This is a genomic window from Paenibacillus sp. FSL R5-0887 (genome assembly GCF_038002305.1).
GTDB classification, from domain to species: Bacteria; Bacillota; Bacilli; order Paenibacillales; family Paenibacillaceae; genus Paenibacillus_AQ; species Paenibacillus_AQ odorifer.
Genome location: NZ_JBBOCE010000002.1, coordinates 2,705,501 through 2,728,187 on the forward strand (window position 1 = coordinate 2,705,501; position 22,687 = coordinate 2,728,187).

Sequence of the window (22,687 nt, forward strand, 5' to 3'; positions counted from 1 at the left end):
TTCAACCATATGAAGCGGAGGGAATACAATGACGGATGAAGTCCGGGTGCGTTACGCACCGAGCCCTACGGGACATTTACATATAGGTAACGCCAGAACGGCGCTGTTTAACTATCTGTTCGCCCGTAATAAAGGCGGTAAATTCATTATCAGAATTGAAGATACAGACGTAAAGCGCAATGTCGCTGGTGGTGAAGAGAGCCAGCTTAAGTATTTGAAATGGCTGGGTATGGATTGGGATGAGAGCGTTGATGTTGGCGGAGAGTACGGACCTTACCGTCAGACAGAACGTCTTGACTTATATCGTGTACATTGGCAGGATTTGCTGGACAGAGGTTTGGCTTACCGCTGCTATTGCACAGAGGAAGAGCTGGAAGCGGAACGTGAAGAACAGACTGCCCGCGGAGAAACGCCTCGTTATTCTGGCAAACACCGTGATCTGACTGAAGAGCAACGTTTAGCTTTTGAAGCTGAGGGACGAGTGGCTAGCATTCGCTTCCGTGTGCCAGAAGATCGTACGTATGCGTTTGATGATCTCGTAAAAGGCAGTATTTCTTTTGACACAAAAGAAATGGGTGACTTTGTTATTGTGAAGAAGGACGGAATTCCGACCTATAACTTCGCGGTAGCTGTTGACGATCATCTGATGGCTATTACTCACGTATTGCGTGGAGAAGACCATATTTCCAACACACCCCGCCAGCTTATGATCTATGAAGCGCTTGGCTGGGAGCCGCCTTTATTTGGTCACATGACGCTTATTGTTGGCGACAACCACAAGAAGCTCAGCAAACGGGATGAATCCGTTATTCAGTTTATCGAGCAATATGATGAATTGGGTTACTTGCCTGAGGCTCTGGTTAACTTCATTTCTCTGCTTGGCTGGTCTCCAGAGGGAGAAGAAGAGATCTTCAGTAAAGAAGAACTTATTTCTATTTTTGATGCGGACCGTTTGTCCAAAAGCCCGGCTGTATTCGATAAAAACAAGCTGGCGCATCTGAATAATCATTATATTAAGCATGCTGATCCTAAACGGATCTCTGCGCTAGCTATTCCACATCTGCAAAAAGCGGGTAAAATACCTGCTGAGCTGAACGAAGAGCAACAAGCATGGGCGGAAAGCCTTGTCGCGTTGTATCAAGAGCAGATGACTGCAGCTTCTGACATCGTGGCGCTATCGGAACTGTTCTTCCGCAGTCACCTAGAATTAGAAACGGAAGCAGCACAGGTTCTGGCTGAAAGCCAAGTTCCTGAGGTATTGTCTGCTTTTCTGGCTAAGGTTGAGGCCTGTCAGGATTTCAGTGCAAGCAACATGGCTGTTCTGATTAAGGAAGTACAGAAAGAAACAGGTCATAAGGGCAAAGCACTCTTTATGCCAATTCGTGTGGCTCTGACCGGACAAACGCACGGACGTGATCTTAATATAACCATTGCTTTGCTCGGCAAAAACCGGGTCATCGAACGTTTGAAATCACAAATTAAGGGCGCTTAAGGTCGTATTTCATACGACTAAACCCCCTTGTCAGTATCTTGTCTTTTGCGCTAAGATAGAATTATATGATAATAGCTGTGATCAGGAGAAGTACGTCCATTGAAGACAATTGCCAGAGAGAATAACCGAGAAAGGGACACCCTTTCGGGCTGGGAGTTATTCATTTGTCCGGGGCAGAACATGCGCCTGTGAGCTGCACGGTTGAATGACCTTTTTAAGGCTCATTAGATCGCGCCGGGAACGTCGCCGTTAATGATGCCAAGTGGAACGAAGAAATTCTGCCGTTTGTTACAATAGCGGCTCATTTGATTCGTTCAAGCAGAGTGGAACCGCGGTTAAACGTCTCTGCAGCATTATGCTGCAGGGGCGTTTTTTGTCTAAATATAAGCAAAAATAATTTTCATACAATACTCTTTGTCTTATATTTCTACGAGATAACAAACCAAGCGAACACTCACCGCATATGTATGATAAGGATGATGGGCCTGGAGACAATACCTTTCTTATGTACCTGTAAACAGGAGATAAGGAAGTTAAGAAGAGAGGAACCGTGATGTTTAAGCATATTAAGTCGGACATTCGGGCGGTATTTGATAACGATCCTGCTGCCCGCAGCTGGTTCGAGGTTGTCTTCACATATGCCGGCTTGCACGCCATTTGGGGTCACCGGATCGCCCACTCTTTTTTCAAACGCCGCTGGTATACAATGGCTCGTATGGTTTCGCAGTTTAGCAGATTTATGACTGGTGTTGAGATCCATCCTGGAGCTGTCATCGGAAATAGGCTGTTTATCGACCATGGTATGGGGATTGTTATTGGAGAAACCTGCGAAATCGGTGATGATGTTATAATCTATCAAGGGGTTACGCTTGGAGGAACAGGAAAAGAAAAAGGTAAGCGACATCCCACGGTCGGCAACAATGTAGTTATTGGTTCCGGTGCGAAGGTTTTAGGATCTTTTCGTATTGGTGACAATTCAAATATAGGTTCGAATGCAGTTGTGTTGCGTGAAGTGCCTAACAACAGTACAGTAGTAGGGAATCCAGGTCGTGTGGTAAAACGTAATGGAGAACGGGTATCCGATCGGCTCGATCATACGAAGATGCCTGACCCGCTTGTCGATTCATTGCGGTTTTTGCAGAAAGAAATCGAAGAAATTAGGGAAAAGCTTGGCGCAGAAGATAAACAAAAAACCGCACAGCGGATAGCAGAAGCTCAGCAGTATATTGGTGACTACGAAATTTAAGCATCCCGGTATTAAGGAATCCGGAAGAACAGAAAGGGCTGGAATAAGGATGGCTTTACAAATATATAACACAATGACACGCAGCAAGGAGCAGTTTGTGCCCCAGGAGCCGGGCAAAGTTAAGATGTATGTGTGTGGTCCAACCGTTTATGGATATATGCATATCGGAAATGCTAGACCTATAATTGTTTTTGATATGGTCCGGAATTACTTGGAGCTGTTAGGTAATGAGGTGCGGTATGTTACGAATTTCACGGATGTCGATGATAAACTGATTCGCAAAGCCGAAGAAATGAACACTACTGTAGCAGAGGTAGCGGAAACTTTTATTGCTGCTTACCGTGACGATCTGGAAGGGCTTGGTGTTAAACCGGCAACCTTGAATCCCCGTGTAACGGAAAGCATGGAGCTGATCATTGGATTTATTAAAGAGCTTGAGGAAAAAGGATACGCATACGAAAGCGGCGGCGATGTATATTACCGCACTTCAAAATTTGAAGACTACGGTAAATTATCTCGTCAGAATCTGGATGAGCTGCAGTTTGGTATCCGTGTTGAGGTGGACTCACGTAAGGAAAAACCGGAGGATTTTGTGCTTTGGAAAGCAGCCAAACCTGGTGAAGTGCACTGGAGTAGCCCTTGGGGAGACGGACGTCCCGGCTGGCATATTGAATGCTCGGCTATGGCGCGAGAGTTCTTGGGAGATACGATTGATATCCATGGTGGTGGACAAGATTTGCAGTTCCCGCATCATGAATGTGAATGCGCTCAGACCGAAGCTCTGACTGGTAAACCACTCTCTAATTACTGGATGCATAATGGATTCATCAACATCGGAGACGAGAAAATGTCGAAATCGCTCGGTAATGGCTGGCTTGTAAAAGACATCCGTGAGCGTTTTAAAGCAGGAGCTATCCGCTATTTCATGCTATCGACCCATTACCGTAACCCGCTGAATTTCTCAGAGGAATCTATGACTTCCGCCGAAAAGAGCGTTGAACGGATCACGCTTGCAGAGAGTAACGTTAAACATCGGCTTGAACTCGCTGCTGATGGTGCTCAAGGTGAGGTCAACTCAGAGATTAATGATAAGCTGTCAGCTATAGTGGCCAATTTCCATGCTAGAATGCAGGATGACTTTAATACGCCTGATGCGATCACGGCTATGTTCGATTGGGTGAGCCTGGCAAACCATACGCTTGCGAATAACGAGGCTGCTCCTGCTGATTTTGCTGCATTACTGCAAGCTTTTGGCGAAATGAATGCTGTGCTGCGTTTGACGCCTGAACTAGAAGAGGAAATTGCAAGTGAAGAAGTTGAACGGTTGATCGCCGAGCGGGTTGAAGCTCGTAAGAATAAGAATTGGAGCCGGTCTGACGAGATCCGTGATGAATTAGGCCGCTTGGGCATATTGCTTGAGGATACTCCACAAGGAATGCGGTGGCGTCGTAAATGAGTGAGGAACGCAAGTTTGATAACGGATGGTTTCCTTATGAGCCTTCCAAACCTGCGCGACTACTTTCGCCTATTGTTCTAGCTTATGTAGGAGATGCTATCTATGAGGTGGCTGTTCGCCAGTATTTAGTATCTCTTCCTAATTTGCGTCCGAACCATTTGCATCGTTCTGCTACAGGGCTGGTATCCGCTAAAGCACAGTGTGCAATTCTGAACTTTTTGGAGCCTAGTCTCACGGAAGAAGAGAAGGATGTCGCCCGTCAGGGAAGAAATGCGAAATCGGGAAGTGTTCCTAAGAATGCGGATGTGCTTGAATACCGTCATGCTACAGCTTTTGAGTGCTTGATTGGTCACTTGTACTACACAGGACAACAGGAGAGAATAGAAGAAATTGTGCACAAGGGTATACAGTTTATGTTGAAACAGCCGTGATAGGCTTTGGCGAAATAGAAAATAGGAGAAGTGAACATGGAAGAAGAATTGAAGACTGAAGAGGAAATATTGGCAGGGAAGCATTCTGTGCTTGAAGCGCTTCGTGCTGGTCGTACATTAAATAAAATTTGGATTGCAGAGACAGCCCAGAAGCATCTGACAGCACCCATCGTTGCCGAAGCCCGGAAAGCGGGAATTGTCATTCAGCATGTGGACAAGCGTAAGCTGGATCAACTGGCACCAGGCGTGCAGCATCAAGGGGTGGTTGCACAAGCAGCACCATTTGCCTATGTTGAAGTGGATGATCTGTTAGCTATAGCAGAAGCCAAAGGAGAACCGGCATTCCTTATTTTGCTTGATGAAATTGAAGATCCTCATAACCTGGGCTCGATTCTGCGGACGGCGGATTGTACTGGAGTACATGGGGTAATCGTACCTAAACGCCGTTCGGCTCAGATAACTGCGACCGTGTCCAAAACATCCGCGGGTGCTGTGGAGTATGTTCCGGTTGCCCGGGTTACAAACCTGGGTCAGACCATTGACCGTCTAAAGGAACAGGGAGTCTGGGTAGTAGGAACAGACGTGGATACCGATCAGAATCTATACCAATCCGATATTTTCACGGGTCCGGTAGCTGTTGTAATTGGCAATGAGAATAAAGGAATGGGACGCCTGATTCGTGAAAAATGTGATGTGCTTCTTAAGCTGCCGATGGCCGGAAAGATCAATTCATTAAATGCCTCTGTCGCCGCAGGAGTCATTATGTATGAAGTGATACGCCGCCGGCAACAGCAGGGATAGCTATGGCCGACTGGCGCGATGTGCTGCTTGTGGATGGATATAACATGATCGGTGGCTGGCCGGAACTTGTGGCACTGTCCCAGATTGGTATGCAGGAAGCACGCGACCGCTTGATGGATTTGCTGGCAGATTACCAGGCTTTCTCTGGACGAAGAGTTATTGCTGTTTTTGATGCATACCGTGTTCCGGGGTTGGGAAGGTCTTTTGTCCAGGGTAAGGTCCAGGTGTACTTCACCAAGGAAAAAGAAACCGCAGATGAATGCATTGAGCGACTGGTTGGGGAATATAGCAATCGGCGCCGGCAGATCTATGTGGCTACGAGTGATTTTATAGAGCAGCATATTATTTTTGCACAAGGTGCATTGCGAATTTCGGCAAGGGAATTGCATCTGGAAATTGAAGAGAATCAGAAACAAGTAAAAAAAGCTATTGAACCTGGCGGTGTCAGTTCTACTCGTCATTCTTTGGAAGACAAACTGCCTCCCGATGTGCGCAGTAAGTTGGAAAAATGGCGCAGACAGTGAGATCGAGGAAGAATCAGGAAATATTTTATTCCAATTTATGCTATTCTAGATTGATTTTGGACAAACTCCGGTTGACGGTGGAAGGTAACATAATATATACTGATCCTATATTTCGCGAAGTAACGATGTGTCTTGCGTTGCAGCCGGGGGGATTCTTGGTGAGTGTCGACCTCAAGGAAATAATGCTGTCTGAGTATGATTTCATAAGTGATGAAGATATTGTCGAGGCTTTCCGTGGTGGCGACAGTGGCGCATTAGAACACTTGATTAATAAATACCGTAACTTTGTACGTGCTAAAGCCCGCTCTTATTTCTTGATCGGGGCAGACCGTGAAGATATTGTACAAGAAGGAATGATTGGTCTATACAAGGCTATTCGTGACTTTAAAGGTGACAAGCTCTCTTCATTCAAGGCTTTTGCTGAGCTCTGCATTACACGACAGATTATAACGGCTATTAAGACGGCCACTCGTCAGAAACATATTCCGCTGAACTCTTATGTTTCCTTGGACAAGCCCATTTATGACGAAGATTCTGATAGAACACTTATGGATGTCATTTGTGGAACACAGGTTCTAGATCCAGAAGAGCTAATTATTAATCAAGAAGAATTCATTGGTCTTGAAGATAAGATGGCGGAGATTCTAAGTGACTTGGAGCGCAAGGTTCTGATGTTGTATTTAGACGGAAGATCCTATCAAGAGATTGCTGAAGATCTTAAGCGGCATGTAAAGTCTATTGATAACGCTCTACAACGAGTAAAAAGGAAATTAGAAAGATATCTAGAAGTACGTGACAATTGATGATATAATGAACAAGAGAGGGCTCGGACATCGAGTTCTTTTTTTTAGTCTTTTTGAAATCACTCGGATAGAATTAGGTGCTTGCACCATAAATTACTATTTGAGCCGATTTTAGTCGTTGCCGTTGAAGGTAGGTTTATACACAGACGGAATACCCCATAATGGTAAGGAAGACAGCGAAGTGTGAGGAAGAGATAGACCCAAAGACAGGGTACGGCCATATGACTACTAAACCCGGAATTACCCAGTGCAGAACGGAATTCTTTCGTTGACACAGACCTTGACATTATGCTAAAGTGTTTTAGGTAGGCCTAAATTCGCGGCTTTTTTTTAGGATCAATATTTGCGTCTTCTAATGTGAATTAGAAGGACGTCTCGGGAGGTGCACATCATGCGGGTAATTATCACTTTGGCTTGTACAAGTTGCAAACAAAGAAACTATGCGACTACCAAAAACAAGCGAAATCACCCCGACCGCATGGAGATGAAGAAATTTTGCAAGTATTGTAACTCGCAAACTCCTCATCGCGAAACCAGATAGTCTGTGGAGGTGTAGTCGGCATGAAACGTAGTTTCAAGTCTATGTTTTCCTTTTTCACTGAGAGCTGGAGTGAACTCAAAAAGGTTCGCTGGCCAAGTCGTAAAGAATTGACCAACTATACATTGATCGTTCTCGGTACGATTGTAGTTGTCGCTATTTACTTCTGGGTTCTGGACATCGGTATTTCCGCTGTGATTGAAGCGATTATTTAGAGAGGTCCCAGGTGGCTTGATATGGAAAAAAGATGGTATGTCGTTCATACCTATTCTGGGTATGAGAATAAGGTCAAAGCCAATTTGGAAAAGCGCGTTGAGTCCATGGGCATGGAAGACAAAATATTCCGCGTTCTTGTTCCTATGGAAGAAGAAATCGTAAACAAAGACGGTAAGAAAAAAACCGTTATGCGTAAAGTTTACCCCGGATATGTTTTGGTGGAAATGGTTCAGACTGATGATTCCTGGTATGTTGTCCGCAATACTCCGGGCGTTACTGGATTTGTTGGTTCGACAGGCTCAGGGTCTAAACCAACAGCTTTGCTTCCGGAAGAGGTAGAACAAATTCTGAAGCATATGGGCATGGTTGAACCTAAAGCGAAGATTGATTTCGAAATCAAGGAATCCGTACGTATTATGGTTGGTCCGTTTGCGAATTTTGTGGGCTCCGTGGAAGAAATTTTGGCTGACAAGAGCAAGATCAAAGTGCATGTTAACATGTTTGGACGGGAAACCCCGCTAGAGTTGGATTTCACTCAAGTGGAGAAAATATAACATAAGCTAGGGTTTCTTGTGGGAGAGCGCTATTGGCGTTCGAAGACCACTATTTTTGCAAGGAGGTGTCACTCATGGCTAAAAAAGTTATTAAAATGGTGAAACTGCAGATTCCTGCAGGGAAAGCGAATCCAGCGCCTCCAGTAGGTCCGGCGTTAGGTCAAGCAGGTGTCAACATCATGGCATTCTGTAAGGAATTTAATGCTCGTACTGCCGACCAGGCTGGCTTGATCATTCCGGTTGAAATTACAGTATTTGAAGACCGTTCCTTTACTTTCATCACTAAAACTCCTCCGGCTGCTGTTCTGCTTCGCATCGCTGCTAAAGTAGAAAAAGGATCCGGCGAACCAAACAAGAAAAAAGTAGCAAAAATCGGCCGCGCTGCGGTACGTGAAATTGCTGAAACAAAAATGCCTGACCTTAACGCTGCAACTGTTGAAGCTGCAATGCGTATGGTTGAAGGTACTGCCCGCAGTATGGGTATCACAATCGAAGACTAGTAGTTTTCGAAGAATCGGTCATTCGTGACCCGCAAGTATGTGGGAGGAATTTCCGCTAACACCACAAAGGAGGAACATTTTCATGGCTAAACATGGTAAGAAATACCAAGAAGCTGCTAAGCTGATCAACAGCGAAGCAACTTACGAGCCTTCAGAAGCTGTAGAGCTTGTGAAAAAGGCAGCGACTGCTAAGTTCGACGAAACCGTTGAAGCAGCAGTTCGTCTGGGTGTAGACCCACGTAAACAAGACCAAGCAGTTCGTGGTGTTGTTGTCCTGCCTCACGGTACTGGTAAAACACAACGCGTGCTTGTATTTGCAAAAGGTGAAAAAGCGAAAGAGGCTGAAGCTGCTGGCGCTGATTTTGTTGGTGATCAAGACATGATCAACAAAATTCAACAAGGCTGGTTTGAATTTGATGTCTGCGTAGCTACACCTGATATGATGAGTGAAGTCGGTAAACTGGGTCGTCTGCTTGGTGGTAAAGGTCTTATGCCTAACCCTAAAGCTGGCACAGTTACATTCGATGTTTCCAAGGCTGTGCAAGAAATCAAAGCCGGTAAAATCGAATACCGTCTCGACAAAGCAGGTCAAATTCACGCGCCAATCGGCAAAGTGTCCTTTGATGCTGCACAATTGAACGATAACCTTAAAGCTCTTATCGACGCTTTGAACCGTGCGAAACCAGCTGCTGCTAAAGGTGTATACCTTAAAGGCATCTCGATTTCTTCCACAATGGGACCTAGCGCTCGTGTGAACACAACCGTCTTCAGATAATTAAGGGTTGACTCTTTGAGTCAATTTTGATAATCTATAACAGTTGTGAAACTTAAGGTATCAATCTTAACCTTGAATATGCTTACCGTAGACAGTAGGTGCCTTAGTGCTTAATTTCCTACCGAGGTGTTGTGATAGAAACAAGAAGTAACGAGCTCGCTCGTATAACTTTCGTTTTATCAAGCCTTCGTGATTCTGCGGAGGCTTTTCTACTGCCTGCGTAGGAGCGGTGAAGCTTTCCTTGGAAAGAACGCCGACACATAAATTTTCAGGAGGTGTATACATTGGCAAATGCAAAAGTAATTCAAGCAAAACAAGACGCGGTTGACGTCGTTACTGCAAAACTGCAAAACAGTCTTTCGACTGTTGTAGCTGACTACCGTGGATTGAACGTTTCCCAAGTGACTGAACTGCGTAAGCAACTTCGTGAAGCTGGCGTTGAGTTTCAAGTCCTGAAGAACACATTGCTACGTCGCGCAACTGCTGCGGCTGAGTTGAGTGAATTGGATGAAGTTTTGACTGGTCCAACAGCTATCGCATTCAGCACAACTGATGCAGTAGCACCAGCTAAAATTTTGAACGATTTCGCCAAGAAAAACGACGCTTTGAAATTGAAAGGCGGCGTAGTTGAAGGTCGTGTCATTGACGCGGAACAACTGAAAGCACTGGCTGAGCTTCCATCCCGCGATGGTTTGCTGTCCATGCTGCTTAGCGTACTTCAAGCTCCAATGCGCAACTTCGCGCTTGCAGTTAAAGCTGTTGCTGAAAAAGAAGAACAAAGCGCGTAAGCCTTTGACTCTTGCAGCATAATCAATACCACAAATAAATTTAAATATAAAATGGAGGTTCAATCATGAGTAAAGAAGCAATCTTGGAAGCAATTAAAGGCATGAGCGTATTGGAACTGAACGACCTGGTTAAAGCAATTGAAGAAGAATTCGGCGTAACTGCAGCAGCCCCAGTAGCAGCTGGCGGTGCAGTAGCAGCAGTAGCTGAAGAGCAATCCGAATTTGACGTAATTTTGACAGGCGCTGGCGCTTCCAAAATCAACGTTATCAAAATCGTTCGCGAAATCACTGGTCTTGGCTTGAAAGAAGCTAAAGATCTTGTAGACAACGCACCAAAAGCAATCAAAGAAAAAGTAAGCAAAGACGAAGCCGAAGCTACTAAAGCAAAATTGGAAGAAGCAGGCGCAGCTGTAGAAGTGAAGTAATTCCTTCTATTACTGAAAACCCCTTGAACTTGTTCAAGGGGTTTGTTTTATAAATAGAGTTAGTAGGGCGTATATACCAACTGCTAACATAATAGGAAAGGGAGGAAAGAGATGTCGCAACATTATTATTCGCAGCAGCCGGAAGTACGTCATGACAGACGTAGCATTGATACCGTACTAAGAGGCAAAAGCTTTCGTTTTACGAGCGATGCCGGTGTATTCTCTAAAGGGGACATCGATTACGGTAGCCGAGTTCTTATTGAAGCTATGATAATTCCGGACGGTTCAGCGGTGCTTGATGTAGGTTGTGGTTATGGGCCGATTGGATTAAGTGCAGCATACCTAGCTCCCAAAGGACATGTAACCATGATTGATATTAACAGTCGTGCGGTAGAACTGGCGCGTGAGAATGCTCAGCACAATGGAATCCGGAATGTTACGATAATGGAAAGCGATGTGCTCGGCGCATTGAATGAGCAGCAGAAGTTCGATGTGATTCTAACTAATCCTCCGATTCGTGCAGGAAAAGCTGTAGTGCATAAGATTTTTGAAGATGCGTATGAACATTTAAATGAGGGTGGCTATCTGTGGATTGTGATTCAGAAGAAGCAGGGCGCTCCATCCGCAGTGGCAAAACTAGAAAGCTTGTTCTCAATGGTGGAAGAAGTGGGGAAAGACAAAGGCTATCGTATTATTAAAGCGCAAAAATAAAATACAATAGGTTATTGACATGTGATAGTGATAATGGTATTATTATAAAATGTCAGTATTAAGATAGGCTCCATGTCTTTAGTTTGCTGAAATGTCAAGCAATATATTGTCGCCCGGCTAGCGCATGCCGCACGGCAAGTTTTTGCGAGTTGGTTGTCTATGCTCTAACGTAGCAAATGCTGCGTGGTAATAGATAATAGCGCATAAACTATTGCTTGGTGACGTATAATATGTACGTTTTGGGCAAATCTACTTGATAAGGAGTATTTTGGTCATGGATAAATGCGCTCTTTTTTCGAAGATTTCGATAAGGGCTTTTCTTTTATTTATGACTGAATCCTTGTAGTATGGTTCCATTATACGGTTCCAAACAAGGGTTCGCAATCAATTTTTAAGTGAGTAGACATGAGGGGTGAGTAAAGTTGGCAGGACATCTTGTTCAGTATGGTCGACGCACTCGGCGGAGCTATGCGAGAATTAACGAGGTACTCGAGGTCCCGAACCTGATCGAGATCCAACAAAAATCTTATGATTGGTTTTTGGAGGAAGGATTGCGGGAAATGTTTCAGGACATCTCGCCGATCCAGGATTTCACAGGTAATTTGGTACTAGAGTTCATTGATTACAGCCTGGGTGAACCGAAATATACGGTTGACGACGCTAAAGAGCGGGACGTAACGTATGCGGCTCCTCTGCGTGTAAAGGTGCGGCTCATTAATAAAGAGACCGGTGAGGTTAAAGAGCAGGAAGTGTTCATGGGAGATTTCCCGCTGATGACGGAGACCGGCACTTTTATTATTAATGGTGCGGAACGGGTTATTGTCAGCCAGTTGGTTCGCTCTCCAAGCGTCTATTTCAGCACAAAAGTGGATAAGAACGGCAAAAAAACCTACACCGCCACAGTAATCCCGAACCGCGGAGCCTGGTTGGAACTTGAAACCGATGCTAAGGACATTATGTATGTTCGTATCGATCGGACTCGTAAAATTCCTGTTACCGTACTTTTGCGTGCTCTCGGTTTCGGTAGTGATGCCGAAATTCTGGAATTGCTTGGCAATGATGAATATATTCGCAATACGCTGGATAAAGACAACACGGACTCCACGGAGAAGGCGCTTATTGAAATTTATGAGCGTTTGCGTCCGGGCGAACCGCCGACACTAGACAATGCCAAAAGTTTGCTGGTTGCGCGTTTCTTTGATCCAAAACGCTACGACCTAGCTAATGTAGGCCGTTACAAAATCAATAAAAAGCTACACATTAAGAACCGTCTTTTCAATCAACGTCTTGCTCAGCCTTTGGTTGACGACTCTACTGGAGAAATCCTGGCAGAATCCGGCCAAATGGTCGATCGTAGACTGCTTGATGAATTGATTCCATATTTCGAAAAGAATGTTGCCTTTAAAAACTACCGTGTTACTGGTGGAGTTATGGACAGCGAAGATATTCCTCTTCAAACAATTGACGTATTCTCGCCGATTGAAGAAGGCCGGGTTATTAAGCTGATCGCTAACGGCAATATCGACAAATCTGTTAAGCATATTACTCAAGCTGATATTATATCCTCAATCAGCTACTTTATTAATTTGCTTCACGGAATTGGCAATACCGATGATATTGACCACTTGGGTAACCGTCGTCTGCGTTCTGTAGGTGAACTCTTGCAGAATCAGTTCCGTATCGGTTTGTCCCGGATGGAACGTGTTGTACGTGAAAGAATGTCGATTCAGGATGCTAATGCGATTACGCCTCAGGCTCTGATCAATATTCGTCCGGTCATCGCGTCTATTAAAGAGTTCTTCGGTAGCTCCCAGCTGTCTCAATTTATGGATCAGACGAACCCGCTTGCGGAACTTACGCATAAACGTCGTCTGTCCGCCCTCGGACCTGGTGGTTTGACACGTGAACGCGCGGGCTTTGAAGTTCGTGACGTCCATCACAGTCACTACGGTCGGATGTGTCCAATTGAAACGCCGGAAGGTCCAAACATCGGGTTGATCAACTCCTTGTCTACCTTTGCCCGCATCAATGAATACGGCTTTATTGAAGCTCCGTATCGTTGGGTGGATCCGAAGACTGGTAAGGTGACTGAGCAAATTGACTATCTGACTGCTGATGAGGAAGATAATTATGTAGTTGCTCAGGCTAACGTGTTGATCGAAGAAGATGGCACCTTTAAAGAAGACATGGTAATCGTTCGTTACAACAAAGACTCAGACAACATTACAACGATGCCAAGTAATCGTGTCGATTACATGGACGTTTCGCCTAAACAGGTTGTATCTGTCGCTACGGCGCTCATTCCGTTCCTTGAGAACGATGACTCCAACCGCGCACTGATGGGATCTAACATGCAACGTCAAGCTGTTCCGCTTCTAATTCCAAAAGCTCCGCTGGTCGGAACAGGGATGGAACATAAATCCGCTAAGGATTCTGGCGTATGTATCGTTTCCAAGTATGACGGTATTATCGAACGTTCTTCAGCTAATGAAATTTGGCTGCGTCGCGTTGAGACTGTCGAAGGCAAGGAAGTTAAAGGCGATATCGTTAAATATAAATTACACAAATTTATGCGTTCTAACCAAGGTACCTGTATTAACCAACGTCCTCTAGCTAAAAGAGGGGACATTGTTAAGAAGGGTGATATCCTGGCAGACGGTCCTTCCACAGAAATGGGCGAACTTGCTCTTGGCCGTAACGTAGTCGTTGCGTTCATGACTTGGGAAGGTTACAACTACGAGGATGCGATCCTGTTAAGTGAAAAGCTGGTTAAGGAAGATGTATATACTTCGATTCATATCGAAGAATACGAATCTGAAGCTCGCGACACTAAATTGGGACCTGAAGAAATTACGCGCGATATTCCGAACGTCGGCGAAGAAGCTCTGCGCAATCTTGATGAGCGCGGAATCATCCGCATCGGTGCGGAAATCAGCGCTGGTGACATTCTGGTGGGTAAAGTTACTCCTAAGGGTGTAACTGAACTGACAGCAGAAGAACGTCTCCTGCACGCTATCTTTGGTGAGAAAGCTCGTGAAGTACGGGATACCTCTTTACGCGTTCCTCATGGTAGTGATGGTATTATCGTGGACGTTAAAGTCTTTACACGTGAGAACGGCGATGAGCTGCCTCCTGGTGTAAATCAATTGGTTCGTGTCTACATCGCTCAGAAACGTAAGATCTCTGAGGGAGACAAGATGGCCGGACGTCACGGTAACAAGGGTGTCGTTGCCCGTATCCTGCCAGAAGAAGATATGCCGTTCCTTCCGGACGGTACGCCAGTACAGGTTGTTCTTAACCCTCTGGGCGTTCCTTCTCGTATGAACATCGGACAGGTGCTTGAGGTCCATATTGGTATGGCCGCATTGCGTCTGGGAATTCACATTGCAACGCCGGTATTCGACGGAGCGCGTGAGTACGACGTGTTTGATACGATGGAAGAAGCAGGTATGCAGCGTAATGGTAAAACCGTGCTGTATGATGGCCGTACAGGTGAACGCTTCGAACGTGAAGTTACTGTTGGTGTCATGCACATGATCAAACTGGCGCACATGGTTGATGATAAGATTCACGCCCGTTCAACAGGACCTTACTCACTAGTTACGCAGCAACCATTGGGTGGTAAAGCTCAATTTGGTGGACAGCGTTTCGGGGAGATGGAAGTGTGGGCGCTTGAAGCTTACGGTGCTGCATATACATTGCAAGAAATTTTGACCGTGAAATCCGATGATGTGGTTGGTCGCGTGAAGACGTACGAATCTATTGTCAAAGGTGAAAATGTACCGGAACCAGGTGTTCCTGAGTCGTTCAAGGTATTGATCAAAGAACTGCAGTCCCTGGGTATGGATGTTAAGATTCTTAGCGGTGACGAGCAGGAAATTGAAATGAGAGAATTGGACGATGAGGACGAGACGTCAGGCGACAAACTAAGCCTCAATTTAGAAGGTTCAGAAGTCGGAGTAGAATAATCAAGCTGGAGCTTAAAAGTTCCATTTTATAAAGGACCGCACGCCCTCTTTTGATGTAACAGTCAGAAGAGGGCAAAGCGGTACTAAATCAGGATTAGGTTAAGGAGGGTTGCTCCTTGTTGGACGTTAACAATTTTGAATTTATGAAAATCGGACTCGCTTCTCCGGAGAAGATTCGTTCATGGTCCCGCGGAGAAGTTAAGAAACCGGAAACCATTAACTATCGTACATTGAAACCGGAAAAAGAGGGTCTTTTCTGTGAGCGTATCTTTGGACCACAAAAAGACTGGGAATGTCATTGCGGTAAATACAAACGTGTCCGTTATAAGGGCGTAGTCTGCGACCGTTGTGGTGTTGAGGTTACCCGTGCTAAAGTTCGTCGTGAACGTATGGGTCACATTGAATTGGCCGCTCCGGTATCTCATATCTGGTATTTCAAAGGTATCCCAAGCCGCATGGGGCTTGCACTAGATATGTCTCCAAGATCACTTGAAGAAATTATCTATTTCGCATCTTATGTTGTAACGGATCCAGGTGAAACTCCACTGGAAAAGAAACAACTTCTGTCCGAGAAAGAATATCGTAGCTACCGTGAAAAATACGGTTACGGTTTCCAAGCCGGCATGGGTGCTGAAGCTGTTAAAAAGCTTCTTCAAGATATCGACATCGATAAAGAGCTGGAATTCCTCAAAGAAGAACTGCGTACGGCCCAAGGCCAACGCCGTAACCGGGCGATCAAACGTCTGGAAGTCATTGAAGCATTCCGTAACTCCGGCAACAAGCCTGATTGGATGATCATGGATGTTCTTCCGGTTATTCCTCCGGAGCTTCGTCCGATGGTTCAGTTGGATGGTGGCCGTTTTGCTACGTCTGATTTGAATGATCTCTATCGCCGTGTTATTAACCGGAACAACCGTCTGAAAAGACTGCTTGATCTCGGTGCTCCTGACATTATCGTGCAGAACGAAAAACGGATGCTCCAGGAAGCTGTCGATGCTCTCATTGATAACGGCCGTCGGGGACGTCCGGTAACCGGTCCTGGTAACCGTCCGCTTAAATCGCTCAGTCATATGCTGAAAGGTAAACAAGGACGTTTCCGCCAGAACTTGCTCGGTAAACGGGTTGACTACTCTGGACGTTCCGTTATCGTTGTAGGACCGTACCTCAAGATGTATCAGTGCGGACTTCCTAAGAAAATGGCGTTAGAATTGTTCAAGCCTTTTGTTATGAAAGAATTGGTCAATAAGGGCCTTGCCCACAACATAAAGAGCGCGAAACGTAAAGTTGAACGTGTAAGTCCTGAAGTTTGGGATGTACTCGAAGAAGTAATTAGAGAACACCCAGTACTTCTAAACCGCGCACCAACACTTCACCGTCTCGGTATTCAAGCATTTGAACCGATTTTGGTGGAAGGTCACGCTATTCGTCTTCACCCACTCGTATGTACGGCGTACAATGCCGACTTTGACGGTGACCAAATGGCGGTGCACGTTCCTCTGTCTGCAGAAGCTCAAGCGGAAGCACGCATTCTCATGCTTGCATCTGGTAATATCTTGAACCCTAAAGACGGTAAGCCAGTTGTAACACCTTCCCAGGATATGGTCCTTGGTACTTTCTACTTGACCATGGATAACAAGGAAGAAAAGGGTAGTGGTATGATTCTGCGTACCGTTAACGAAGCTGTATCAGCTTATCAACGCGGAACTGCAGGGCTTCATGCTCGTGTTGCTATTCCGGCTAAAGCACTTGGCAAAACATGCTTTACGGAAGAACAACAAAATGCAATGTTGATTACTACGGTCGGTAAGATCATTTTTAATGAAATCTACCCAAGTAGTTTCCCTTATATCAACGAAGCAACCAAAACTAACTTGCTGCACGGCACACCAGAGAAATACTTTATCTACGAAAAAGGCGCGAACATTCGCGAGCTGATTGAATCCGCTCCAGAAGCCAGTGCTGTAGGTAAAGAATATCTGGGTCTGATTATTGCTCGTTGTTTTGAAACTTATCACACAACTAAAACTTCTATGATTTTGGATAAAATCAAACAACTCGGATTCACTTACTCCACACGTTCTGGTGTTACAGTTGCCGTGTCGGACGTTATTGTTCCTGAGGAAAAAGTAACCATCCTGAAAGAATCTGAAGCTAAGGTTGATGTGGTTGCTAACCAATATCGCCGTGGTTTGATCACCAATGACGAACGGTATGACCGTGTTATTGAGATCTGGTCGAAGACTAAGGATGATCTTACGAACATCCTGCTTAAGTCGATGGACCGTTTCAACTCTATCATGCTCATGGTTGACTCTAAAGCGCGTGGTAACAAATCGCAGATCACTCAGCTGGGTGGTATGCGTGGTCTGATGGCAACACCTTCAGGTCGGATTTTCGAATTGCCAATCAAGGCGAACTTCCGTGAAGGTCTTACCGTCTTGGAGTACTTTATCTCCACTCACGGAGCGCGTAAAGGTCTTGCCGATACCGCACTTCGTACCGCTGACTCAGGGTATCTGACTCGTCGTCTTGTTGACGTTGCCCAGGACGTTATTGTCCGTGAAGAAGATTGTGGAACCGATAAAGGCTTCACAGTTAGTCGTATTCAGGATGGTAAAGAAGTTATCGAAGATCTGTATGACCGTATTGAAGGTCGTTACTGCTTCGAAACTGTTCGTCACCCAGAAACAGGCGAAATCATTGTTCACCGCAATGATTTGATTGACTCCGATAAAGCGGAGGCAATTGTAAACGCAGGTGTAACTAAGCTGCAAATTCGTTCTGTACTGAGCTGCCGTGCCCGTCATGGTGTTTGTAAGAAATGTTACGGACGTAACTTGGCAACTGGTAAGCACGTTGAGATTGGTGAAGCAGTCGGTATTATTGCCGCACAATCTATCGGTGAACCAGGAACCCAGCTTACAATGCGTACGTTCCATACCGGCGGTGTTGCCGGTGATGACATCACTCAAGGTCTGCCGCGTATTCAGGAGTTGTTTGAAGCTCGTAACCCTAAAGGTCAAGCTACAATCAGTGAGATCGATGGCGTAATCAAGGAAATCCGTGAAACCAAAGACCGTCGCGAAATCGAGGTTCAAGGTGAAGCAGAATCCAAGACTTATTCCATTACTTATGGTTCACGTCTACGTGTTAGCGAAGGCCAAGAAATCGAAGCCGGCGATGAGCTGACAGACGGTTCGATTGACCCTAAAGAAATGCTGCGTATCAAAGGGATCCGTGGGGTACAAAACTACATTCTGCAAGAAGTACAGCGTGTATACCGTAACCAAGGCGTTGAGATCAATGATAAGCACATTGAAGTTATGATCAAGCAAATGCTTCGGAAGATCCGTATCATTGACGCAGGTGACACAAGTCTGTTGCCAGGTGCATTTGCGGATATTCATGAGTACGAAGGTGCTAACAAGGAAGCTATCTTGTCTGGTAAAGAGCCTGCTGTTGCTAAACCAGTCTTGCTCGGTATTACCAAGGCGTCTCTTGAAACTGATTCCTTCTTGTCAGCTGCATCATTCCAAGAAACTACTCGTGTCCTAACAGACGCTGCTATCAAAGGTAAAGTAGATAAGTTGCTTGGACTTAAAGAAAATGTTATTATCGGTAAGTTGATTCCTGCAGGTACTGGGATGAACCGTTACCGTAACGTTAAGCTAAGTGATCCAAATGCAGAAAGCGAACTTGAATCTTTAGAGACGGTTCCTGCTGAATAAATTAGCAATCATGGTAGTGTGCTCATGTCATACCTACTCATAGGTGTGGCATGAGTGTTCTGCTGTGTATAATTTCTATAAAAATTGTTGCTGAATTTCTTGACACCATCTATTGATAATGCTAAAATGTCTAAGGTGCGTGAGTAGCCATGTTATCCTTGTTCATTGGAGGTAAAGAGAATGACTGATGATAGAGGACTACAGGATGCTCAGGTCAAGATCGGTACCAAACAAACCGTCAAGGCGGTAGAGTTGGGCCTAGCCGCAGAAGTCTATGTGGCAGAGGACGGAGATCAAAGGCTTACTTCCAGGATAGTTTTGCTTTGTAACAAACAAGGTGTTAAGATCACATATGTGGATACGATGCTGAATTTGGGCAAGGCCTGCGGAATAGAAGTTGGCGCTGCGATGGCAGCCGTCTTAAAACAATAGCTACAGAAATGTTTTTGTACTGGGGTGAACACCAGCGGCAAGAACTTTTCATTTGTCTTTTTATGAACCGCCTGGGTCTGTGGGCTTAGAGTTCTTAAATCGACTATCATTTCAGGAAGGGGGTGGCAACAACATGCCAACAATTAACCAATTGGTTCGTAAAGGCCGTCAAGCCAAAATCGAAAAATCTAAATCTCCCGCTCTTCAAAAAGGGTATAACGCCCTCAAGCGTGAGGCTACAAATTTGAGCGCTCCGCAAAAACGCGGTGTGTGCACTCGTGTAGGCACAATGACTCCACGTAAACCAAACTCAGCGCTTCGTAAATATGCCCGTGTTCGTTTGACGAACCGTCTCGAGGTAACAGCTTATATCCCGGGTATCGGACATAACTTACAAGAGCACAGTGTTGTATTACTTCGCGGAGGTAAAGTAAAGGACCTTGCAGGGGTTCGTTACCATATCGTTCGTGGTGCTTTGGATACAGCAGGTGTAGCTAACCGGATGCAAGCTCGTTCTAAATACGGTGCAAAACGTCCTAAAGCTAAGAAGTAAGATAACAATATCTGAATAATAAACATTTAAGAAAGGGGGATATCCATGCCACGCAAAGGTCCAGTTACAAAGAGAGACGTATTGCCAGATCCGTTGTATAATAGCAAGTTGGTTACTCGTTTGATTAACCGCATTATGCTGGGTGGTAAAAGAGGTGTCGCTCAAAGCATTCTGTACAATTCATTCAAATTGATTGAAGAACGTACGGGTAAAGATCCGATGGAAGTTTTCGAAGCTGCCATCAAGAATATCATGCCGGTTTTGGAAGTCAAAGCTCGTCGTGTCGGTGGTGCTAACTATCAAGTACCTATCGAGGTTAAACCAGAGAGACGTACTGCTCTGGGATTACGTTGGCTCGTAAACTACTCTCGCAACCGCGGTGAGAAGACTATGGAAGAGCGTTTGGCGGCTGAGATCATCGACGCTTCCAACAACACAGGCGCTTCTGTTAAGAAACGTGAAGATACACACAAAATGGCTGAAGCAAACAAAGCGTTCGCTCACTACCGTTGGTAGGATAAAGGTCATTCAAATAACTTATATTTTGAAGGGAGATCCATTTCATGGCTAGAGAGTTCTCCTTAAAAAATACACGTAACATCGGGATCATGGCGCATATTGATGCTGGTAAAACAACTACCACAGAGCGGATTCTTTTCTATACAGGCCGTACGCACAAAATCGGTGAAGTTCACGAGGGTGCTGCTACAATGGACTGGATGGAGCAAGAACAAGAGCGCGGAATCACGATTACGTCCGCTGCTACGACTGCTGCGTGGAAAGGTCACCGCATCAATATCATTGATACCCCAGGACACGTTGACTTCACTGTTGAAGTTGAACGTTCCCTGCGTGTATTGGATGGGGCAGTTGGTGTATTTAGTGCAAAAGAGGGCGTTGAGCCTCAGTCTGAAACCGTATGGAGACAGGCTGACCGTTATAACGTTCCCCGGATTGCATATGTAAACAAAATGGACATTATCGGTGCGGATTTCCTTAACGTAATCGAAACTATGCGTGATCGCCTTCAAGCCAATGCAGTTGCTATTCAATTGCCAATTGGTGCAGAAAGTGATTTCACTGGTATTATCGACCTAGTTGAGCAAAAAGCACACATGTTCAGAGATGATCTGGGCCAAAACATCGAAGTAACGGATATTCCGGAAGAATATTTGGCCAAAGTTGAGGAGCTGCGTCTCGAGTTGATCGAGAAAGTTGCTGAACTTGATGAGGATCTGACTATGAAGTATTTGGAAGGCGAAGAAATTACAATTCCGGAAATTAAAGCTGCAATTCGCAAAGGCGTAGTTGAAGTTAAATTGTTCCCTGTAATTGCTGGATCTTCCTACCGAAACAAAGGGATTCAGCTTATGCTGGATGCTGTTGTTGATTACTTGCCATCTCCTCTTGACGTTCCAGCTATTACTGGACATCTTGATGACGGTACAGAAGCTGTTCGTCACTCTTCGGATGAAGAGCCGTTTGCAGCTTTGGCATTTAAAATCATGACAGACCCTTATGTTGGTAAACTTACGTTCTTCCGTGTTTACTCAGGCGTACTTGAGTCCGGATCATACGTAGTTAATGCAACTAAGAACAAGCGTGAACGTATTGGTCGTATCCTTCAAATGCATGCGAACAGCCGTCAAGAAATTTCCATCGTGTATTCTGGCGACATCGCTGCTGCTGTTGGTTTGAAAGATACCAGTACAGGTGATACACTGTGTGATGAGAAGAATCCAGTAATTCTGGAATCAATGAACTTCCCTGATCCAGTTATCGAGATCGCTGTTGAACCAAAAACTAAAGCTGACCAAGATAAAATGGGCGTTGCTCTCGGAAAGTTGACTGAAGAGGATCCAACTCTTCGTGCTCACACTGATGAAGAAACAGGCCAAACAATCCTGGCTGGTATGGGTGAACTTCACTTGGACATCATCATCGACCGTATGCGTCGTGAGTTCAAAGTAGAAACCAATGTGGGTAAACCACAGGTTGCTTACCGCGAAACGTTCAAGGCACCTGCTCGCGTCGAAGGTAAATTTGTACGCCAATCTGGTGGTCGTGGTCAATACGGTCACGTATGGGTTGAGTTTGAACCCCTCGAACCAGGTACTGGTAGCAAATTCGAAAGTAAAGTTGTTGGTGGCTCGGTTCCTAGAGAGTACATCGCTCCTGCACTTGCGGGTATTGAAGAACAAATGAAAAACGGCGTACTTGCTGGCTTCCCGCTAGTAGACGTTAAAGCTACCATCGTAGATGGTTCTTATCATGATGTCGATTCCAACGAAATGGCATTTAAAATTGCCGGTTCGATGGCACTCAAAGCAGCTAAAGACAAGTGTAAGCCTGTCCTGCTTGAGCCAATCATGAAAGTAGAAGTAACTGTTCCTGAGGAATATATGGGTGATGTAATGGGTATGCTGAACTCCCGCCGTGGCCGTATCGAAGGTATGGATTCCCGTGGTGGAGCGCAAATTATCCGTGCTAAGGTGCCTCTTTCCGAAATGTTCGGATACTCTACAACACTTCGTTCTGGTACACAAGGACGTGGCGTATTCTCAATGGAGCTTTCTCACTATGAAGAAGTTCCTAAATCCATTGCGGAAGAGATCGCTGCAAAGAACAAAGGCGCTGAATAATTACCAGTTTTAACTTGCCGTCCCGGGTATAAACACTCAGTCATCTAAGATTACAGGTATGCGGGCGGCTCAAATATAAGGAACCCCACATTAAGGAGGAACTG

At 45.3% G+C, this 22,687-nt stretch carries 21 protein-coding genes and 1 other annotated feature; all 21 genes read left to right on the top strand.

Going from position 1 to position 22,687, the window contains the following annotated elements; all coding sequences use genetic code 11:
* Positions 1-28 precede the first annotated feature (28 nt).
* The 21 genes from gltX to fusA all read left to right on the top strand — a co-directional run bounded on the left by gltX (position 29) and on the right by fusA (position 22,583).
* Positions 29-1,492, top strand: a complete 1,464-nt coding sequence (gene gltX, locus MKY14_RS29670; protein ID WP_036680487.1) for a glutamate--tRNA ligase — start codon at positions 29-31, stop codon at positions 1,490-1,492.
* Between the two features lie 553 nt (positions 1,493-2,045).
* Entirely contained in the window at positions 2,046-2,738 is a 693-nt protein-coding gene (cysE, locus tag MKY14_RS29675) for a serine O-acetyltransferase (RefSeq protein ID WP_036680489.1), read from the top strand.
* Between the two features lie 49 nt (positions 2,739-2,787).
* Positions 2,788-4,194 (top strand): cysteine--tRNA ligase, encoded by a 1,407-nt coding sequence (gene cysS, locus MKY14_RS29680; RefSeq protein WP_076142140.1) that lies wholly within the window; start codon positions 2,788-2,790, stop codon positions 4,192-4,194.
* Positions 4,191-4,625: a Mini-ribonuclease 3 gene (locus MKY14_RS29685; protein WP_076099622.1), complete on the top strand. Its 435-nt coding sequence runs from the start codon at positions 4,191-4,193 to the stop codon at positions 4,623-4,625. The genes cysS and MKY14_RS29685 overlap by 4 nt, the downstream gene beginning before the upstream one ends.
* 36 nt (positions 4,626-4,661) lie before the next feature.
* On the top strand, positions 4,662-5,426 hold the full coding sequence (gene rlmB, locus MKY14_RS29690) for a 23S rRNA (guanosine(2251)-2'-O)-methyltransferase RlmB (protein ID WP_076105935.1): 765 nt from the start codon (positions 4,662-4,664) through the stop codon (positions 5,424-5,426).
* Positions 5,427-5,428: 2 nt separating this feature from the next.
* Complete coding sequence (locus tag MKY14_RS29695; protein ID WP_036680494.1) at positions 5,429-5,950, top strand: NYN domain-containing protein; 522 nt, start codon at positions 5,429-5,431, stop codon at positions 5,948-5,950.
* Positions 5,951-6,108: 158 nt separating this feature from the next.
* Positions 6,109-6,753, top strand: a complete 645-nt coding sequence (gene sigH, locus MKY14_RS29700) for an RNA polymerase sporulation sigma factor SigH (RefSeq protein WP_036680496.1) — start codon at positions 6,109-6,111, stop codon at positions 6,751-6,753.
* Between the two features lie 391 nt (positions 6,754-7,144).
* A complete protein-coding gene (rpmG, locus tag MKY14_RS29705) occupies positions 7,145-7,294 on the top strand; it encodes a 50S ribosomal protein L33 (RefSeq protein WP_076099620.1) in 150 nt (49 codons plus the stop codon).
* Positions 7,295-7,314: 20 nt separating this feature from the next.
* The gene (gene secE / locus MKY14_RS29710; RefSeq protein WP_036680497.1) at positions 7,315-7,506 is read left to right on the top strand and encodes a preprotein translocase subunit SecE; all 192 of its coding nucleotides are present in this window, start codon (positions 7,315-7,317) and stop codon (positions 7,504-7,506) included.
* A gap of 21 nt (positions 7,507-7,527) precedes the next feature.
* On the top strand, positions 7,528-8,061 hold the full coding sequence (gene nusG, locus MKY14_RS29715) for a transcription termination/antitermination protein NusG (protein WP_036680499.1): 534 nt from the start codon (positions 7,528-7,530) through the stop codon (positions 8,059-8,061).
* Positions 8,062-8,135: 74 nt separating this feature from the next.
* Positions 8,136-8,561 (top strand): 50S ribosomal protein L11, encoded by a 426-nt coding sequence (gene rplK, locus MKY14_RS29720; protein ID WP_036680502.1) that lies wholly within the window; start codon positions 8,136-8,138, stop codon positions 8,559-8,561.
* Between the two features lie 82 nt (positions 8,562-8,643).
* The gene (gene rplA, locus MKY14_RS29725; protein ID WP_036680504.1) at positions 8,644-9,336 is read left to right on the top strand and encodes a 50S ribosomal protein L1; all 693 of its coding nucleotides are present in this window, start codon (positions 8,644-8,646) and stop codon (positions 9,334-9,336) included.
* A 67-nt stretch (positions 9,337-9,403) separates the two neighbouring features.
* Positions 9,404-9,556: a sequence feature (ribosomal protein L10 leader region), on the top strand.
* Positions 9,557-9,620: 64 nt separating this feature from the next.
* On the top strand, positions 9,621-10,124 hold the full coding sequence (gene rplJ / locus MKY14_RS29730) for a 50S ribosomal protein L10 (protein WP_076099619.1): 504 nt from the start codon (positions 9,621-9,623) through the stop codon (positions 10,122-10,124).
* 65 nt (positions 10,125-10,189) lie between these two features.
* Entirely contained in the window at positions 10,190-10,549 is a 360-nt protein-coding gene (gene rplL / locus MKY14_RS29735; RefSeq protein ID WP_036680508.1) for a 50S ribosomal protein L7/L12, read from the top strand.
* A gap of 111 nt (positions 10,550-10,660) precedes the next feature.
* Entirely contained in the window at positions 10,661-11,260 is a 600-nt protein-coding gene (locus MKY14_RS29740) for a class I SAM-dependent methyltransferase (RefSeq protein WP_076186625.1), read from the top strand.
* 422 nt (positions 11,261-11,682) lie between these two features.
* Positions 11,683-15,228 carry a DNA-directed RNA polymerase subunit beta gene (rpoB, locus tag MKY14_RS29745; RefSeq protein WP_038573461.1) on the top strand — a complete coding sequence of 1,182 codons (3,546 nt, stop codon included), beginning with the start codon at positions 11,683-11,685 and terminating at the stop codon, positions 15,226-15,228.
* A gap of 116 nt (positions 15,229-15,344) precedes the next feature.
* Positions 15,345-18,956, top strand: a complete 3,612-nt coding sequence (gene rpoC, locus MKY14_RS29750) for a DNA-directed RNA polymerase subunit beta' (protein WP_076130019.1) — start codon at positions 15,345-15,347, stop codon at positions 18,954-18,956.
* Between the two features lie 180 nt (positions 18,957-19,136).
* Entirely contained in the window at positions 19,137-19,388 is a 252-nt protein-coding gene (locus tag MKY14_RS29755; protein ID WP_038573459.1) for a ribosomal L7Ae/L30e/S12e/Gadd45 family protein, read from the top strand.
* A gap of 133 nt (positions 19,389-19,521) precedes the next feature.
* Positions 19,522-19,941: a 30S ribosomal protein S12 gene (gene rpsL, locus MKY14_RS29760; RefSeq protein ID WP_036680518.1), complete on the top strand. Its 420-nt coding sequence runs from the start codon at positions 19,522-19,524 to the stop codon at positions 19,939-19,941.
* A 45-nt stretch (positions 19,942-19,986) separates the two neighbouring features.
* A complete protein-coding gene (gene rpsG, locus MKY14_RS29765; RefSeq protein WP_036680520.1) occupies positions 19,987-20,457 on the top strand; it encodes a 30S ribosomal protein S7 in 471 nt (156 codons plus the stop codon).
* Between the two features lie 47 nt (positions 20,458-20,504).
* Positions 20,505-22,583 carry an elongation factor G gene (fusA, locus tag MKY14_RS29770; RefSeq protein ID WP_036680521.1) on the top strand — a complete coding sequence of 693 codons (2,079 nt, stop codon included), beginning with the start codon at positions 20,505-20,507 and terminating at the stop codon, positions 22,581-22,583.
* Positions 22,584-22,687 lie beyond the last annotated feature (104 nt).